This is a genomic window from Pseudomonas sp. R2-37-08W (genome assembly GCF_003851705.1).
Taxonomy (GTDB): Bacteria; Pseudomonadota; Gammaproteobacteria; order Pseudomonadales; family Pseudomonadaceae; genus Aquipseudomonas.
Map to the genome: position 1 here is coordinate 3,615,660 of NZ_CP027728.1, position 17,097 is coordinate 3,632,756.

Below are 17,097 nucleotides of genomic sequence, written 5' to 3' on the forward strand. Positions count from 1 at the left end.
CCACTGCACTCAATAACCGTGCCGATAACTGCTTCCCGACCCACACTGCATCTATAACTGGCTGATGTTTATCAGCTTTATCCGGTTGACCGATTGCGTCTTCGGAACTTGCCCTGGAACTCAGGGTGGATCGCAAGGAAGTTGTCCGAACCTTCAGGACTCAATCTGGTGCAACACAATTATTTTTATTTATCGGCGCCGTCAAGCGCCATCGTTCAACCGGCTGATTTGCAATAAGAAATGTTGTTCAAATCGACAACCTGTCAAGTGCGTCAAAATGGTGTTTGGGTGCTTCATTTTGGTGAATTTTAATTTTTATCTTTTTAAATCAAATAGTTATATTAGTTATAAGCTTAATAAAAATATTCTTGCTCAATCGAAAAACTCGGGCTAGTTTCTATTCCTGTCACCGATGACAGGAATCAATCCACTCTCGGCGAGCCGTATTACAACACTTAGAACTGGCACAAGCCGGTCAAGCCTGTGAGGAACTCGACATGTCGCTGTTGATCCGTGGCGCTACCGTTGTTACCCATGATGAAAGTTACCGCGCCGATGTGTTATGCGCAGGCGGTCTGATTCGTGCTATCGGCACGGACCTGGATATTCCCGCCGGCACTGAAACACTCGATGGCAGCGGCCAGTACTTGATGCCCGGTGGCATCGATCCCCATACCCATATGCAACTTCCGTTCATGGGCACCGTGGCCAGTGAAGACTTTTTCAGTGGCACGGCGGCGGGGCTGGCCGGTGGCACCACGTCGATCATCGACTTCGTGATCCCCAACCCGCAGCAGTCGTTGATGGAGGCGTTCCACCAGTGGCGCGGCTGGGCCGAAAAGTCGGCGTCCGACTACGGCTTTCATGTGGCGATCACCTGGTGGAGCGAACAGGTCCGCGAGGAAATGGCCGAGCTGGTCAGCCATCACGGCATCAACAGCTTCAAGCATTTCATGGCCTACAAGAACGCGATCATGGCGGCCGACGACACCCTGGTGGCCAGTTTCGAACGCTGCCTCGAACTGGGCGCGGTGCCCACGGTGCATGCGGAAAACGGCGAGCTGGTCTATCACCTGCAACGCAAGCTGATGGCCCAGGGCATCACCGGGCCGGAAGCGCATCCGCTGTCGCGCCCTTCCCAGGTGGAAGGCGAAGCGGCCAGCCGTGCGATCCGCATCGCCGAGACCATCGGCACGCCGTTGTACCTGGTGCACGTTTCCACCCAGGAGGCGCTGGACGAAATCACCTATGCCCGGGGCAAGGGCCAGGCGGTGTACGGTGAAGTGCTCGCCGGCCACCTGCTGCTGGACGACAGCGTCTATCAACACCCCGACTGGCAGACCGCCGCCGGCTACGTGATGAGCCCACCGTTCCGCCCGCGCGGGCACCAGGAAGCGCTGTGGCACGGCTTGCAATCCGGCAACCTGCACACCACCGCCACCGACCACTGCTGCTTCTGCGCCGAGCAAAAGGCCGCCGGGCGTGACGACTTCAGCAAGATCCCCAACGGCACCGCCGGTATCGAAGACCGTATGGCGCTGTTGTGGCACGAGGGCGTCAACACCGGGCGCCTGTCGATGCAGGAGTTCGTCGCGCTGACCTCCACCAACACCGCAAAGATCTTCAACCTCTACCCGCGCAAAGGCGCGATCCGCGTCGGCGCCGATGCCGACCTGGTGCTGTGGGACCCGGAAGGCACGCGCACCATTTCCGCCAAGACCCACCATCAGCAAGTCGATTTCAACATCTTCGAAGGCAAGACCGTACGCGGCGTGCCGAGCCACACCATCAGCCAGGGCAAGCTGGTCTGGGCCGATGGCGACCTGCGCGCCGAGCGTGGGGCCGGGCGGTATGTGCAACGGCCGGCGTATCCGGCGGTGTTCGAACAGTTGCGCAAGCGGGCGGAGCATTCCAGGCCCACTGCGGTGAAACGCTGAGTCCGCTATCGGGGGCAAGCCCCCTCCCACATTTGATCGGGTTCACATAGATCCAGTGTGGGAGGGGGCTTGCCCCCGATGAGGCCAGTACAGGCACCAAAAATGCCCACTTAGAGGCAATCCAAAAAAAACCGTGAGGCCACCACCGTGATCCAGACCCTGACCCACCTCCCCCATCCCCATGACGACGGGCCCACCCTCGCCAGCCATTTCACCGACCTGGCGCCGCCCCTCAACGCCCGCCAGGCCCAGCTTGAAGCCTCGCGCTGCCTGTATTGCTACGACGCCCCGTGCGTGAACGCGTGCCCCAGCGAAATCGACATCCCCTCATTCATCCGCAATATCCACACCGACAACGTCCAGGGCGCAGCGCAGAAAATCCTCTCGGCCAACATCCTCGGCGGCAGTTGCGCTCGAGTCTGTCCCACGGAAATCCTCTGCCAGCAAGCGTGCGTGCGTAACAACGCCGAAGAATGCGCCCCGGTGCTGATCGGCCTGTTGCAACGCTATGCCATCGACAACGCGCACTTCAGCCAGCACCCGTTCCAACGTGCCGCGCCCACCGGCAAACGCATCGCGGTGGTCGGCGCCGGGCCGGCGGGCCTGGCGTGCGCCCACCGTGCGGCCCTGCACGGGCATGACGTGGTGGTCTTCGAAGCCCGGGAAAAAGCCGGCGGCTTGAATGAATACGGAATCGCCAAGTACAAACTGGTGGACGACTTCGCCCAGAAGGAACTGGATTTCCTCCTGCAGATCGGCGGCATCGAGATCCGTCACGGCCAGCACCTGGGCGACAACCTCACCCTGAGCGAACTGCACGCGCAATTTGACGCGGTGTTCCTCGGCCTCGGCCTGGCGGCCAGCAAACGCCTCGGCCTGCCCGACGAAGACGCCCCCGGCCTGCTCGCCGCCACCGACTACATCCGCGAACTGCGCCAGGCCGATGACCTCACCCAGCTACCGCTGGCCGACCGCTGCATCGTACTCGGCGCCGGCAACACCGCCATCGACATGGCCGTGCAAATGGCGCGCCTCGGTGCGCGTGATGTGAACCTGGTGTACCGCCGTGGCCTGGATGACATGGGCGCGACCCACCATGAGCAAGACATCGCCAAGGCCAACCAGGTTCGCCTGCTGACCTGGGCCCAGCCCGAGCAGGTGCTGCTCGATGACCAGGGGCATGTACGCGGCATGCGCTTCGCTCGTACGCGCATGGAGAACGGTCGCCTGCACCCCACCGGAGAAACCTTCGAATTGGCCGCAGACGCGATCTTCAAGGCCATCGGCCAGGGTTTTGACAACGACGCGCTGCACGACCCGCTGGCCCAGCAGCTGCATCGCGTGGGCGAACGCATCTTCGTCGACGAGCACCTGCGCACCAGCATTCCCGGGGTGTATGCCGGCGGCGACTGCGTCAGCCTCGGCCAGGACCTCACCGTGCAGGCAGTGCAACACGGCAAGCTGGCCGCCGAGGCCATGCACGCTCAACTTATGCTCAACGTGGAGGCCGCGTAATGGCTGATCTGTCGATTGTGTTCGCCGGCATCAAAGCGCCCAACCCGTTCTGGCTGGCCTCCGCACCGCCCACCGACAAGGCCTACAACGTGGTGCGCGCGTTCGAGGCCGGCTGGGGCGGCGTGGTGTGGAAAACCCTGGGGGAAGACCCGGCGGCGGTCAACGTGTCGTCGCGCTATTCGGCTCACTACGGGGCGAATCGCGAAGTGCTGGGTATCAATAATATCGAGCTGATCACCGACCGCTCCCTGGAGATCAACCTGCGCGAAATCACCCAGGTGAAAAAGGACTGGCCGGACCGCGCATTGATTGTGTCGCTGATGGTGCCCTGTGTTGAAGAATCCTGGAAAAACATCCTGCCGCAGGTGGAAGCCACCGGCTGCGACGGTATCGAGCTGAATTTCGGCTGCCCCCACGGCATGCCCGAACGCGGCATGGGCGCGGCGGTCGGCCAGGTGCCGGAGTACGTGGAGCAGGTGACGCGCTGGTGCAAGACCTACTGCTCGTTGCCGGTGATCGTCAAGCTCACGCCCAACATCACCGACATCCGCGTGGCCGCGCGGGCGGCCTATCGCGGCGGCGCGGATGCGGTGTCGTTGATCAACACTATCAACTCGATTACCAGCGTCGACCTGGAGCGCATGGTCGCCCTGCCCATGGTCGGCAGCCAGAGTACCCATGGCGGCTACTGCGGCTCGGCGGTCAAACCGATTGCGCTGAACATGGTCGCCGAAATCGCCCGCGACCCGCAGACCCAGGGCTTGCCGATCTGCGGTATCGGCGGCATCGGCAACTGGCGCGATGCCGCTGAATTCATCGCCCTGGGCTGCGGCGCGGTGCAGGTGTGCACGGCGGCGATGCTGCATGGGTTCCGCATCGTCGAAGAGATGAAGGACGGGCTGTCGCGCTGGATGGACACTCAGGGTTACCAGAGCTTGCAGGAATTTTCCGGGCGCGCGGTGGGCAATACCACGGACTGGAAGTACCTGGACATCAACTACCAGGTGATCGCCAAGATCGACCAGGCAGCGTGCATCGGCTGTGGGCGTTGCCATATCGCCTGTGAGGACACCTCGCACCAGGCCATCGCCAGCTTGAAGCAGGTGGATGGTACGCACAAATATGAGGTGATCGATGACGAGTGCGTGGGCTGCAATTTGTGCCAGATCACTTGCCCGGTGGCCGATTGTATCGAGATGGTGCCGATTGACACGGGCAAGCCGTTTTTGAATTGGACCCAGGATCCGAGGAATCCCTACAGGGAGGCTGTGTAAGTCCTTCAGACCGCTATCGGGAGCAAGCCCCCTCCCACATTGGAATGCATTCCAAATGTGGGAGGGGGCTTGCTCCCGATGGGGCCCTAAACCTCACCATACTATTCAGGGCTCCAGCCCAATCCCGCGCAAGATCACCCCGGTCACCGTCTGTATCGCCCGCTCAAACTGCATATCTGACAACGGCTGATGATCATTCAAAATGTTCACCTGATGATCGAAGTCGGCATAGTGCTGGGTCGATGCCCAGATCATGTACAGCAGGCTCGACGGCTCTACCGGCAGGATGCGTTTGTCTTCCACCCAATGGCGAATTTTCGCTTCCTTCATCTTGGCCCAGTCGTACAGGCTTTCATCCAGCGCCTCACCCAGGGTGGGCGCACCGTGGATGATTTCATTGGCCCAGACTTTCGAACCATACGGCCGCGTGCGCGAGCGTTGCATCTTGGCGCGAATGTAGCTGCTGAGCACCACCCGTGGGTCATCGAAAGTTTCGAAGCTCAGGGCGTCCTGTTTCCACAGGTCCAGCAGGTCGAACAGCACAGCGCTGTACAGATCGCTCTTGGTGGTGAAGTAGTAATGCAGGTTCGAGCGCGGTAGTTGCGCCTCTTTGGCGATGTCGGCCATGGCGGTGCTGCCATAGCCTTTTTCAGCGAAGACTTTCTCTGCGGCCAGCAGGATTTTCTCGACGTTGATCCGCCGAATTCCGATCTTGTGATTGCCCATAAGGGCTCCCTGACAACAACACGACCTAGAGACTACCATCCGCTCTAGATCGGGGCGACACGCCGAACCGAAACTTCGTACACTGCTCGCTTCCATCCTCTGATTGGTATTGAACAATGTTGATCAAGAAGTCCCTGACCATCGTCGCCCTGCTCGCCTCCCTGCTGGGCGCGTCTGCAGCCTTTGCCCACGCGCACCTGAAAGGCGCCACGCCAGCGGCAGACAGCAATGTTGCCGCACCGACAGACCTGCGCCTGACCTTCAGCGAAGGCGTCGAAGCGACGTTCACCAAGGTGTCCCTGAGCAAGGACGGCACGGAAATCGCGATCAAGGGCCTTGAAACCCCGGACACCGACAAAAAAACCCTGGTGGTCACCCCTGCCGCTCCGCTGGCGGCCGGTACTTACAAGGTCGAGTGGCACGCCGTGTCCGTCGACACCCACAAGAGCGAAGGCACTTACAGCTTCAAGGTTGGCCAATAATCCATGGCGACCCTGCTGGTGCTGTGCCGTTTTGTGCATTTCATCGTGGTGCTGCTGCTGTTCGGGGTCTGTGTGTTCAGGCCTCTGTTGCTCGGTACGGCTGCGCAACCGGCACTCGACCAGCGCCTGCTGCGCTTGACCCGAGGCCTGGCCTGGCTGGGGCTGGGCTCCGGGGTCGCGTGGCTGTTGCTGATCACTGCGAGCATGGCCGGCGGGTGGGACGCCGCGCTGCAACCGGCCAAGGTGATGTTGGTATTGGGCAGCACCTTTTTCGGGCAGGTATGGGTCTGGCACCTGCTGCTCAACCTGTTGCTGGTGATCGTATTGATCAAGCCGTGGCCGGCCCTGCGCCTGCCGCTGGTCGCGCTGTTGCTGGCGACCCTGGCTCCGGTGGGCCATGGCGCCATGCTCGATGGCCTCAGCGGGCGACTGCTGATCCTCAACCAAGTGGTGCACTTGGCGTGCGTCGGTGCCTGGCTGGGCGGCTTGCTGCTGCTGGTGTTGATCCTCAGACAGCCACAGCCGCTGACCCTGCGGCCGATCCTGCGGCGCTTTAGTGGGGTGGGTTATGGCCTGGTTGCCGGCCTGCTGGTGACCGGTTTGGTCAACGTGCGCGTGCTCACCGGGCAACTGTGGCCTACCCCGCCGTTTGAAGGGTTTGCCTTGATTCTGCTGATCAAGGTGCTGCTTGTAGCGGGCATGTTGGTGCTGGCCTTGCTGAACCGATTGCGCGTGGAACAGTGTGAACAGCGGGTGGGCAGCTTGAAGGCCAGTGTGATGACGGAATGGTTACTAGGTGTTGCAGCGGTGGCTGCTGTATCACTGTTGGGCACCCTGCCGCCAATGGTCATGGCCGGCTGAAACCCCGCCATTCTCATCTTTTTCACCAACCAAATGTGGGAGGGGGCTTGCCCCCGATGCGGTGTGCCAGTCACTAAACATGTGACTGAATCATCGCTATCGGGGGCAAGCCCCCTCCCACATTTTGAACCGTGTCCACATTTAGATAGGCCGAGCAAGTCATCCTATAACTTCTGCTTGACACTCCTTTAAAACCCCGTAAATATCCGCCCAGCGTTGTACGACAACGTATGACGAATAATAAAAACAACAAAAGAAAAGGGAGCCTCATTGTGAGTCAATTCGCCCGTCATTTGTCCTCGCGTCTCGGTTTGATCAGCCTCGGCAGCCTCGCATTTACCTTACCCCTCACGGCCCACGCCGATGGGTTCGTCGACGATGCCAAGGCCACGCTCAACCTGCGCAACGCCTACTTCAACCGTAACTTCACCAACCCCGCCAATCCCCAGGGCAAGGCCGAAGAGTGGACGCAGAACTTCATTCTGGATGCCAAGTCTGGCTACACCCGTGGCACCGTGGGTTTCGGCATTGACGTACTGGGCCTGTACTCGCAAAAGCTCGATGGCGGCAAAGGCACCGCTGGCACCCAATTGCTGCCGGTGCATGACGATGGGCGCCCTGCCGATAATTTCGGACGCCTGGGCGTAGCGCTGAAAACCAAGTTATCGAAGACAGAGTTGAAGGTCGGCGAATGGATGCCGGTGCTGCCGATCCTGCGCTCCGATGATGGCCGCTCCCTGCCCCAGACCTTTCGCGGCGGCCAGGTAACGTCCAACGAGATCGCCGGCCTGACCCTCTACGGCGGCCAGTTTCGCGGCAACAGCCCGCGCAACGACGCGAGCATGGAAGACATGTTCATGAACGGCAAAGCCGCGTTCACCTCCGACCGGTTCAACTTCGGCGGCGGCGAATACACGTTCAATGACAAACGCACCCAGGTCGGCCTGTGGTACGCCGAACTCACTGATATCTACCAGCAACAGTACCTCAACCTCACCCACAGCCAGCCGGTGGGCGACTGGACCCTGGGCGCCAACCTCGGCTTCTTCAATGGCAAGGAAGACGGCAGCGCCCTGGCCGGCGACCTCGACAACAAGACCGTGTTCGCCCTGCTGTCGGCCAAGTACAACGGCAACACCTTCTACGTGGGCCTGCAGAAACTCACTGGCGACAGTGTGTGGATGCGCGTCAACGGCACCAGCGGCGGCACGCTGGCCAACGACAGCTATAACTCCAGCTATGACAACGCCAAGGAAAAATCCTGGCAGCTGCGCCATGACTTCAATTTCGTGGTGCTTGGCATTCCTGGCTTGACCATGATGAACCGCTACATCAGCGGCAGTAACGTGCACACCGGGGCAATCACCGACGGCAAGGAATGGGGCCGCGAATCGGAACTCGCCTACACCGTGCAGAGCGGTGCACTGAAGGACCTGAACGTCAGGTGGCGTAACTCGACCATGCGTCGGGATTTCAGCAATAACGAGTTCGATGAGAACCGGATCTTTGTCAGCTATCCAATCTCACTGCTTTAAAAGTTGTTGGTGATCTAAAAACCACTGCAAAACCAATGTGGGAGGGGGCTTGCCCCCGATGAGGGAGTGTCTGTGAATACATTTCTGACTGGGCCACCGCTATCGGGAGCAAGCCCCCTTCCACATTTGAATCTCACTCACCTGCAAGAACGTTGACAACCTGGGGATCCCTAACAATACTTCGGTCTAGTCATACGACAACCTACAACAAAAAATTGGACTACCCATGACCACCACTACCCCCGTTCCCTTCAACCGCATCCTGCTCACCGGTGCCGCCGGCGGCCTGGGTAAAGTGCTGCGCGAGCGCATGCGTCCCTACGCCCAGGTGCTGCGCCTGTCAGACATCGCTGATATGGCCCCCGCCGCCGCCCATGAAGAAGTACAAACCTGCGATCTTTCCGACAAACAAGCCGTGCACCATCTGGTGGAAGGCGTCGATGCGATCCTGCACTTTGGCGGCGTGTCGGTGGAGCGCCCTTTCGAAGAAGTGCTCGGCGCCAATATCAGCGGCGTTTTCCACATCTACGAAGCCGCGCGCCGTCATGGTGTGAAGCGCGTGATCTTCGCCAGCTCCAACCATGTGATCGGCTTCTACCCACAGGACGAAAAGCTCGACGCCCACTCACCGCGCCGTCCGGACAGCTACTACGGCCTATCCAAGTCCTATGGCGAAGACATGGCGAGTTTCTACTTCGACCGCTACGGCATCGAGACCGTGAGCATCCGTATCGGCTCTTCGTTCCCGGAACCGCAGAACCGCCGGATGATGCACACCTGGTTGAGCTTCGACGACCTGACCCAACTGCTCGAACGCGCGCTGTACACGCCGAACGTCGGCCATACCGTGGTCTATGGCATGTCGAATAACCAGGATACCTGGTGGGACAACCGCTACGCCGCGCACCTGGGTTTTGCGCCCAAGGACAGCTCCGAAGTGTTCCGCGCCCAGGTCGAGGCCCAGCCGCCGGTGGCTGACAACGACCCGGCCAAGCTCTATCAGGGCGGCGCGTTCTGCGCTGCTGGGCCGTTCGGTGACTGAGTTCACAGCAACCCAAGGGAATGAGTGGCCATGAGTGCAGAATTGATTGTCGACGCCCGCAATGCCGTGGGCGAATGCCCGGTGTGGGTGCCCGAAGAAAACGCCCTGTACTGGGTGGATATTCCCAACGGTCGCCTGCAACGCTGGGACGCGACCACAGGCCAGGTGGCAGCCTGGCAGGCCCCGCAGGTGCTCGCCTGTATTGCTCGCACCGATAAAGGCAACTGGGTCGCCGGCATGCAGAGCGGTTTTTTCCAACTGACCCCGCGCAGCGATGGCAGCCTTGAGACCATGCCGCTGGCCGGCGTCGAGCACCCACGCCCGGACATGCGCCTGAACGACGGTCGTTGCGATCGCCAGGGCCGCTTCTGGGCCGGTAGCATGGTGCTGGACATGAGCCTGAACGCCGCCGAGGGCATCCTTTATCGCTACGCCTCAGGCACCGCGCCCCACGCACAGCTGGACGGTTTCATCACGCTCAACGGCCTGGCGTTCAGCCCCGATGGCCGCACGATGTACGCCTCCGATTCACACCCGTTGGTGCAGCAGATCTGGGCCTTCGACTACGACATCGAGACCGGCACCCCGTCCAACCGCCGCGTGTTCGTCGACATGCATCACCACCTCGGTCGGCCCGATGGCGCAGCAGTAGACGCCGACGGCTGCTACTGGATCTGCGCCAACGACGCCGGGTTGGTCCACCGCTTCACCCCGGACGGCCGCCTCGACCAGTCACTGCCCGTCCCGGTAAAAAAACCCACCATGTGCGCCTTTGGCGGCAGTCGCCTGGACACCCTGTACGTCACCTCCATCCGTGACGACGCGAGTGATCAATCGCTGTCCGGCGGCGTGTTTGCCCTCAACCCTGGCGTGCAGGGACTGCCCGAACCCAGCTTCATCCTCTAGCTGCATCGCTGTGCCTTGAATACAACAATAACAAGACAGGAATGACCGCCCATGGACTTCAAACGCACCTTGCTCGCCGCCACACTCGTCGCCCTCAGCAGCGCCGCTCACGCGCTGGAAATCAAGTTCGCCGACATCCACCCCGCCGGCTACCCTACCGTTGTTGCCGAAGAAAACATGGGCAAGGCGCTGACCAAGGAAAGTAACGGCGAACTGACCTTCAAGTACTTCCCCGGCGGCGTGCTGGGCTCGGAAAAGGAAGTGGTCGAACAGGCCCAGGTCGGCGCCGTGCAGATGACCCGCGTCAGCCTTGGCATCGTCGGCCCGGTGGTGCCGGACGTCAACGTGTTCAACCTGCCCTTCGTGTTCCGCGACCAGGCGCACATGCGCAAGGTCATCGACGGCGAGATTGGTGACGAGATTCTGGCCAAGATCACCGATTCCGAGTTCGGCCTGGTCGCCCTGGCCTGGATGGACGGCGGCACGCGCAATCTCTACACCAAGAAGCCGGTGCGCAAGATCGAAGACCTCAAGGGCATGAAAATTCGCGTCCAGGGCAACCCGCTGTTCATCGACGCCTTCAATGCGATGGGCGCCAACGGCATTGCCATGGACACCGGCGAGATCTTCAGCGCATTGCAGACCGGTGTGATCGACGGCGCGGAAAACAACCCGCCGACGCTGCTCGAGCACAACCATTTCCAGAACGCCAAGTACTACACCCTCACCGAGCATTTGATTTTGCCCGAGCCCATCGTGATGTCGAAGATCACCTGGAACAAGCTCAGCCCCGCGCAGCAGGACATGGTCAAGAAAGCCGCCAAGGCCGCCCAGGCTGACGAGCGCGTGCTGTGGGATGCCAAGTCCGCCAGCAGTGAGGAAAAACTCAAGAAGGCCGGGGTCGAGTTCATCACCGTCGACAAGAAACCCTTCTATGACGCCACCGCACAGGTTCGCGCCAAGTACGGCGCGCCTTACGCCGACATCATCAAGCGTATCGACGCCGTTCAATAACGCCCTCCTTCCTGACAAGGCCCGGCGCGGTCCGCTGCTCTCTTGCAGCGGCCGCGCCCGGTTACGGTGAACGCCATGAAGAATCTACTGCTGCGCATCAACGACCGCATCTACATGACCTGCATCTGGGTCGCCGGCCTCTCGGTGCTCGGGGTCGCACTGATCATTCCGTGGGGCATTTTCGCCCGCTATATCCTCGGCACCGGCTCAAGCTGGCCGGAGCCCACCGCCATCCTGCTGATGCTGGTCTTTACCTTTATCGGCGCTGCCGCCAGCTACCGCGCCGGTGCGCATATGTCGGTGGCCATGGTCACAGACCGCCTGCCGCCCGCCCAACGCCGCATCGTCGGCATTGTTTCGCAACTGCTCATGGGCACCATCTGCCTGTTCATGACGATCTGGGGCGCCAAGCTGTGCCTGTCCACCTGGAACCAGTTCATGAGCGCCATCCCGACGCTGCGGGTCGGCATCACTTACATGCCAATCCCGATTGGCGGCTTGCTGACCTTGATATTCGTGGTGGAAAAACTGCTGCTGGGCGACCAGAGCAACCGGCGCGTGGTGCGCTTCGACCTGGTTGAAGAAAGCGAAGGGGCCGCCTGATATGGACGCGTTTATTCTGTTGGGCAGCTTTATCGCCTTGATCCTGATCGGCATGCCGGTGGCCTATGCCCTGGGCTTGTCGGCACTGATCGGCGCATGGTGGATCGACATTCCGTTCCAGGCCCTGATGATTCAGGTGGCGGGCGGGGTCAACAAGTTTTCGCTGATGGCGATTCCGTTCTTCGTCCTGGCCGGCGCGATCATGGCCGAGGGCGGCATGTCGCGGCGGCTGGTGGCGTTTGCCGGGGTGCTGGTGGGCTTCGTGCGCGGCGGGCTGTCGCTGGTCAACATCATGGCCTCGACGTTTTTCGGCGCGATCTCCGGCTCGTCGGTGGCCGACACCGCGTCGGTCGGCTCGGTGCTGATTCCGGAGATGGAACGCCGCGGCTATCCGCGCGAGTTTGCCACTGCGGTGACGGTCAGCGGCTCGGTGCAGGCGCTGCTGACGCCGCCCAGCCATAACTCGGTGCTTTACTCCCTGGCGGCAGGCGGCACCGTTTCGATCGCCTCGCTGTTCATGGCCGGTGTGGTGCCAGGCCTGTTGATGAGCGCGTGCCTGATGGTGCTGTGCCTGATCTTCGCGAGAAAGCGCGATTACCCCAAAGGCGAAGTCATCCCCTTGAAGCAGGCGTTGAAGATCGCCGCCGACGCGCTCTGGGGCCTGATGGCCATGGTGATCATCCTTGGCGGCATCCTGTCGGGTATCTTCACCGCCACCGAGTCTGCCGCGATTGCAGTGCTGTGGGCGTTCTTCGTGACCATGTTCATCTACCGCGACTACAAATGGAGTGAGCTGCCCAAGCTGATGCACCGCACGGTGCGCACCATTTCCATCGTGATGATCCTGATCGCCTTCGCCGCCAGCTTCGGCTACATCATGACCCTGATGCAGATCCCGGCGAAGATCACCACGCTGTTCCTGACCCTGTCGGACAACCGCTACGTGATCCTGATGTGCATCAACGTGATGTTGCTGTTGCTCGGCACGGTGATGGACATGGCGCCGCTGATCCTGATCCTCACGCCGATCCTGTTGCCGGTGATCCTCGGCATCGGCGTCGACCCGGTGCACTTTGGCATGATCATGCTGGTGAACCTGGGGATCGGCCTGATCACCCCGCCGGTGGGCGCGGTGCTGTTCGTAGGCGCGGCGGTGGGCAAGGTCAGCATTGAGAAGACCGTGAAGGCGCTGCTGCCGTTTTATGCAGTGCTGTTCCTGGTGTTGATAGCGGTGACCTACATTCCGGCATTGTCGCTGTGGTTGCCGAGCGTGGTGCTGTAACCCAGCGATTAAATGTGGGAGGGGGCTTGCTCCCGATAGCAGTGGGTCAGTCTGAGCATCTTTGACTGAAACACCGCTATCGGGAGCAAGCCCCCTCCCACCTTTCGGGCAGCGCTGTTTTTACTATTTCCATACGGCAGGTCGATCGTGTCTTTGAACTTCGTTGAGCTTACGGATCAATTCACCCATCTGGTACTCGCCCCCGCCCTCGGCGGCAGCCTCGTCAACTGGACGGTGCGCTCCACCGGCCAACCGCTGTTGCGGCACAGTGATGAGCAGGCAATCAATACCGGGCTGCCGGGCAAGCTGGGCTGCTATCCGTTGGTGCCCTGGTCCAACCGCATTGCCCACGGCGGTTTCGCCAACCCCGACGGCTGGCTCGCGCTCAAGCCCAACAGCCTCACCGATCCGCTGCCGATTCACGGCTCGGCCTGGCAGCAAGCGTGGCAGGTGGTCAGCCAGTCGGCGGATGAGGTACTGCTGGAAGTGCTCTGTGACACACCGTTCGCCTATCGCGCCGAGCAGCGCATCCGCTTGAGCGGTGGGGTGCTGAGGATCGAGTTGCGCGTCACGCATCTGGCCGAAACAGCCGCATGGCATGGCGTGGGCTTGCACCCGTACTTCCCGCGTCGGCCGGGTACGCGGTTGCAGGCCAAGGCGGCGCAGGTGTGGATGAGTGACGCGGCCAAGCTGCCGACGGGGTTGGCGCCGGTGCCGCAGGAGTGGGATTTCCGGCAACCCCAAACGCTGCCGGAAGGCCTGGTGGACAATGGATTCTGCGAGTGGGATGGGTACTGCTTGATCGAACAACCGGAGCTTGGATATACCCTCGAATGCCAGGCCGCCGGCGCCGATTACTTCCTGCTGTACTGCCCGCCGGGGCTGGGGTTTTTCTGCATCGAGCCGGTAAGCCATCCGGTGAATGCCCATCACTTGCCGGGTAGGCCGGGCCTGAAACTGCTGGAGCAAGGCCAGTCAACCCAACTCAATTTCAACCTGAAATACAGTCCAAATGTGGGAGGGGGCTTGCCCCCGATAGCGGTCGGTCAGTTAAAAAATTGCTGACTGATACACCGCAATCGGGGGCAAGCCCCCTCCCACATTGACCGAGTTCCTTCAGGGCGGGCTGTTTTTAAGCCGCCCCGCCGTGTCGATACTCACCACCACCGACAACCCCGGCCGCAACCGCTCGCTCTCGGCCTGGTCGGGGTCGACCGTGATCCGCACCGGCACACGCTGGGCGATTTTCACGAAGTTGCCGGTGGCGTTGTCCGCCTGCAACAGGCTGAACTCCGACCCGGTCGCCGGGGAAATATGCTGCACCGTGCCGTGAAACTTGCGGTGGTTCAGCGCGTCCACGGTGAAGGTCACCGGCTGGCCGACCTGCACATTGTCCATCTGGGTTTCTTTCATATTGGCGATCACCCACAACTGCTTGGGCACCAGCGCCATCAATTGCGCGCCGGAGTTGACGTAGGCCCCCAGGCGCACGCCAATCTGCCCCAGTTGGCCGTCCCGTGGCGCGGTGATGCGGGTGTTGGACAGGTCGATCCGCGCCAATTCCACTGCCGCCTCCGCGCTGGCCACTGCCGCTTCCAGGGAGCCGCGATTGACGATCACCGTCTGCAGGTCCTGCCGGGCGATTTCCAGGCTGGCCTGGGCCTGGGCCACGGCGGCGACGGTCTGCGCATTCGCGGCACGGGTCACGTCCAGTTCGCGCTTGGACACCGAGCCGTCGCTGATCAATTCTTCATTGCGACGCAGGTCTGCGGTGCTTTTGCGCGCCTGGGCCTGGCTGTCGACCAGCGCGGCCTGGCGCAATTTGATGGTCGCTTCGGCGCTGTTGCGTTGCTGCACCACATTGGCCAACGACGCTTTCTGCACCGCCAGTTGCGCCAGGGCCTGGTCCAGGCGTTGCTTGTAGATACGGTCGTCGAGGCGCACCAGCAGGTCGCCCGCTTTCACATACTGAAAGTCCTGCACCGGCACTTCGAATACATAGCCGCTGAGCTGTGGGCCGATAATCGTCACCTGCCCGCGCACCAAGGCATTCTCAGTGGTTTCCACCGCGCTGCTGAACGGCGGCAGTTGCCAGGCATACAGCACGATCAGCACGCCGACGATGGCAATCGCGGCAAAGCCCAGGGACGAAAGGATGCGCACCCGCAACGAGCGCGGTTCGGTCACCGCAGCGCCCGGCGGCGTGGTGCCCTCGGGGGTGGAGGCGATCGCATTGGTAGTGGTGGTCGTGGGTTCGGTCATGAAGAGGCGCCGACAGGTTGAACGGGAGGGGTTGCCGCTTTGGTGGTGCTCATCAGCCACAGGCTGCGGATAAAGATCCAGATCATGGTCAGGATCGCGATGATCGCGATCAGCATGAACACATCGTTGTAAGCCATCACGTTCGCTTCACGGGTGGCCGCCGTGGCCAGGCTGCGGATGCCCATGAGGTTGCGTAACTCCGGGTCGGCGACGATACCGCCATAAGCCGAGCCACCACTTTGCACCCGCGCGGCTACACGGGGGTCAAGCAGGGTCAGGTGCTCGGTGATCAGGCTTGAATGATATTTCTCGCGCACGATCTGGAAGGTGCCGAGCAACGCCGCGCCGATCAGGCCGCCGAGGTTCTGGCAAATCCCGAACATCACCGAGAAACTCACCAGGTTGCGCGGGTTGGTCAACACGTTCTTGGTGCCCAGCACCATGGTCGGCCCGAGAAAGAAGGTACCGCCAAAGCCTAGCAGGAACTGGCTGATATACAGGTTCTGCGGCCGTGTCAGGTTGCTGGAAAAACTGTCCATCACCGACCCGGTCGCCATCAGCGCCAGGGAAATCACCAGCGGCATCAGCAAGTGCGCCGGGTTGATCGTCAAGGCGCTGACCACCAGCCCGGCAATCGCCCCGGCCAGCATCACCACGTACAGCGTATGCATCTGCTGGTAACTCATGTTCAGCATCTGCATGAAACCTACCGCGCCGGTGGATTGTTCGGACAGCACCATGCGAATCAGGATCACCGCCAATGCCAGGCGAATCATGGTGCCGCTGCCCAGCCAGCGGGTCATCAGCAGCGGGTTGGCGCGGTTATGCTCGATGGCCAGCCCGGCCATGATCAGCACCAGCGAACAGGCCGAGGCGATGCCGATCCACGGTGCTTCCAGCCACCAGTCGATACGGCCCAGGGACAGTACCGCGCAGAGCAAGGCGACGCCGGTGGCCAGGATCGCGAAGGTGAGGAAATCGAGTTTTTCAAAGGTCTTGAAGCGGTCGCCGGGCGGCAGCTTGAGCAGGAACACACAGCCCAGGCAGATCAACGCCAGGCCCAGCTCGAACAGGTACAAGCCACGCCATTCGGCGATCTGCAGCAAGTCCTCGGAGAACAGCCGCGCCAGGGGCAACGCCAGCTGCGCCGTGCCCAGCCCCAGCACCAGGGCTTTCAAGCGCCATTTGGCCGGGAACGCCTGGATCATGTAGTACAAGCCCAACGAACTCAGCGCGGCCCCCACCATGCCATGGGCCGCGCGCACGGCGATGGCCGAATTGAGGTCGTTGACGAATAAATGGCCGAAGGTCACCAGCGCATACAGCACCAGGAACACTTCGGTAAACGCGCGCAGGCCGAACTGCTGGCGAAACTTCACCAGCAGCAGGTTCATGCACACGTTGGTCATCACATAGGCGGCGGGCAGCCAGGCCATTTCCGCCGTGGTCGCGCCCAGGGCGCCTTGCAGGTATTGCAGGTTGGCGATGACCAGCGCGTTACCCAACCCGCCGGTGATTGCCACCAGTACGCCGACCAGCGCAAACAGCCAGCGCTTGTGAGTGGGGTGCAACGGCGTCGACGGCGAGCCGGGCAGGCTCGGCCGTTCGTGGGGTTGCCAGGCGTGTGGGGTGTATTTATCCATTCGGTGACCTTGATG

General features: G+C 61.5%; 15 protein-coding genes. 12 read left to right on the forward strand and 3 right to left on the reverse strand.

Annotated elements, in window-relative coordinates; all coding sequences use genetic code 11:
• Window positions 1-497: 497 nt before the first annotated feature.
• From hydA to preA, 3 genes are all read left to right on the forward strand, one after another.
• Window positions 498-1,937 (forward strand): dihydropyrimidinase, encoded by a 1,440-nt coding sequence (gene hydA / locus C4J93_RS16660; RefSeq protein WP_124429962.1) that lies wholly within the window; start codon window positions 498-500, stop codon window positions 1,935-1,937.
• A 147-nt stretch (window positions 1,938-2,084) separates the two neighbouring features.
• The gene (locus C4J93_RS16665; RefSeq protein ID WP_124429963.1) at window positions 2,085-3,452 is read left to right on the forward strand and encodes an NAD(P)-dependent oxidoreductase; all 1,368 of its coding nucleotides are present in this window, start codon (window positions 2,085-2,087) and stop codon (window positions 3,450-3,452) included.
• On the forward strand, window positions 3,452-4,726 hold the full coding sequence (gene preA, locus C4J93_RS16670; protein ID WP_124429964.1) for an NAD-dependent dihydropyrimidine dehydrogenase subunit PreA: 1,275 nt from the start codon (window positions 3,452-3,454) through the stop codon (window positions 4,724-4,726). The genes C4J93_RS16665 and preA overlap by 1 nt, the downstream gene beginning before the upstream one ends.
• 105 nt (window positions 4,727-4,831) lie before the next feature.
• Here preA and C4J93_RS16675 read toward each other — a convergent pair whose 3' ends face one another.
• Window positions 4,832-5,452, reverse strand: a complete 621-nt coding sequence (locus C4J93_RS16675) for a TetR/AcrR family transcriptional regulator (protein WP_124367514.1) — start codon at window positions 5,450-5,452, stop codon at window positions 4,832-4,834.
• 116 nt (window positions 5,453-5,568) lie between these two features.
• Here C4J93_RS16675 and copC point away from each other — a divergent pair, with 116 nt between their 5' ends.
• The 9 genes from copC (at window position 5,569) to C4J93_RS16720 (ending at window position 14,242) form a co-directional block, all read left to right on the forward strand.
• Window positions 5,569-5,934: a copper homeostasis periplasmic binding protein CopC gene (gene copC / locus C4J93_RS16680; protein ID WP_124429965.1), complete on the forward strand. Its 366-nt coding sequence runs from the start codon at window positions 5,569-5,571 to the stop codon at window positions 5,932-5,934.
• A gap of 3 nt (window positions 5,935-5,937) precedes the next feature.
• A complete protein-coding gene (gene copD / locus C4J93_RS16685; protein WP_124429966.1) occupies window positions 5,938-6,795 on the forward strand; it encodes a copper homeostasis membrane protein CopD in 858 nt (285 codons plus the stop codon).
• A gap of 272 nt (window positions 6,796-7,067) precedes the next feature.
• Window positions 7,068-8,330, forward strand: coding sequence for an OprD family porin (locus C4J93_RS16690; RefSeq protein WP_124429967.1), 1,263 nt, complete (start codon window positions 7,068-7,070; stop codon window positions 8,328-8,330).
• Between the two features lie 226 nt (window positions 8,331-8,556).
• Entirely contained in the window at window positions 8,557-9,372 is an 816-nt protein-coding gene (locus C4J93_RS16695) for an NAD(P)-dependent oxidoreductase (RefSeq protein ID WP_124363408.1), read from the forward strand.
• 30 nt (window positions 9,373-9,402) lie between these two features.
• The gene (locus C4J93_RS16700; RefSeq protein WP_124429968.1) at window positions 9,403-10,278 is read left to right on the forward strand and encodes an SMP-30/gluconolactonase/LRE family protein; all 876 of its coding nucleotides are present in this window, start codon (window positions 9,403-9,405) and stop codon (window positions 10,276-10,278) included.
• Between the two features lie 51 nt (window positions 10,279-10,329).
• Window positions 10,330-11,292 carry a TRAP transporter substrate-binding protein gene (locus C4J93_RS16705; RefSeq protein ID WP_124404625.1) on the forward strand — a complete coding sequence of 321 codons (963 nt, stop codon included), beginning with the start codon at window positions 10,330-10,332 and terminating at the stop codon, window positions 11,290-11,292.
• Window positions 11,293-11,367: 75 nt separating this feature from the next.
• The gene (locus tag C4J93_RS16710) at window positions 11,368-11,895 is read left to right on the forward strand and encodes a TRAP transporter small permease (RefSeq protein WP_124367519.1); all 528 of its coding nucleotides are present in this window, start codon (window positions 11,368-11,370) and stop codon (window positions 11,893-11,895) included.
• Window position 11,896: 1 nt separating this feature from the next.
• On the forward strand, window positions 11,897-13,177 hold the full coding sequence (locus C4J93_RS16715) for a TRAP transporter large permease (RefSeq protein WP_124367520.1): 1,281 nt from the start codon (window positions 11,897-11,899) through the stop codon (window positions 13,175-13,177).
• Window positions 13,178-13,324: 147 nt separating this feature from the next.
• The gene (locus tag C4J93_RS16720; RefSeq protein ID WP_256660083.1) at window positions 13,325-14,242 is read left to right on the forward strand and encodes an aldose 1-epimerase; all 918 of its coding nucleotides are present in this window, start codon (window positions 13,325-13,327) and stop codon (window positions 14,240-14,242) included.
• Window positions 14,243-14,293: 51 nt separating this feature from the next.
• Here the strand turns inward: C4J93_RS16720 and C4J93_RS16725 are convergent, their stop codons facing one another.
• Window positions 14,294-15,439, reverse strand: coding sequence for an HlyD family secretion protein (locus C4J93_RS16725; RefSeq protein WP_124429969.1), 1,146 nt, complete (start codon window positions 15,437-15,439; stop codon window positions 14,294-14,296).
• The gene (locus tag C4J93_RS16730) at window positions 15,436-17,082 is read right to left on the reverse strand and encodes an MFS transporter (RefSeq protein ID WP_124371165.1); all 1,647 of its coding nucleotides are present in this window, start codon (window positions 17,080-17,082) and stop codon (window positions 15,436-15,438) included. Before C4J93_RS16730 ends, C4J93_RS16725 begins: the two co-directional genes overlap by 4 nt.
• Window positions 17,083-17,097 lie beyond the last annotated feature (15 nt).

What these genes read in the sequence shown, in the direction of transcription:
- hydA (WP_124429962.1), top strand. Translation starts at nt 498, where the DNA reads ATGTCGCTGTTGATCCGTGGCGCTACCGTTGTTACCCATGATGAAAGT.
- preA (WP_124429964.1), top strand. Translation starts at nt 3,452, where the DNA reads ATGGCTGATCTGTCGATTGTGTTCGCCGGCATCAAAGCGCCCAACCCG.
- C4J93_RS16675 (WP_124367514.1), bottom strand. Translation starts at nt 5,452, where the DNA reads ATGGGCAATCACAAGATCGGAATTCGGCGGATCAACGTCGAGAAAATC.
- copC (WP_124429965.1), top strand. Translation starts at nt 5,569, where the DNA reads ATGTTGATCAAGAAGTCCCTGACCATCGTCGCCCTGCTCGCCTCCCTG.
- copD (WP_124429966.1), top strand. Translation starts at nt 5,938, where the DNA reads ATGGCGACCCTGCTGGTGCTGTGCCGTTTTGTGCATTTCATCGTGGTG.
- C4J93_RS16695 (WP_124363408.1), top strand. Translation starts at nt 8,557, where the DNA reads ATGACCACCACTACCCCCGTTCCCTTCAACCGCATCCTGCTCACCGGT.
- C4J93_RS16700 (WP_124429968.1), top strand. Translation starts at nt 9,403, where the DNA reads ATGAGTGCAGAATTGATTGTCGACGCCCGCAATGCCGTGGGCGAATGC.
- C4J93_RS16705 (WP_124404625.1), top strand. Translation starts at nt 10,330, where the DNA reads ATGGACTTCAAACGCACCTTGCTCGCCGCCACACTCGTCGCCCTCAGC.
- C4J93_RS16710 (WP_124367519.1), top strand. Translation starts at nt 11,368, where the DNA reads ATGAAGAATCTACTGCTGCGCATCAACGACCGCATCTACATGACCTGC.
- C4J93_RS16715 (WP_124367520.1), top strand. Translation starts at nt 11,897, where the DNA reads ATGGACGCGTTTATTCTGTTGGGCAGCTTTATCGCCTTGATCCTGATC.
- C4J93_RS16725 (WP_124429969.1), bottom strand. Translation starts at nt 15,439, where the DNA reads ATGACCGAACCCACGACCACCACTACCAATGCGATCGCCTCCACCCCC.
- C4J93_RS16730 (WP_124371165.1), bottom strand. Translation starts at nt 17,082, where the DNA reads ATGGATAAATACACCCCACACGCCTGGCAACCCCACGAACGGCCGAGC.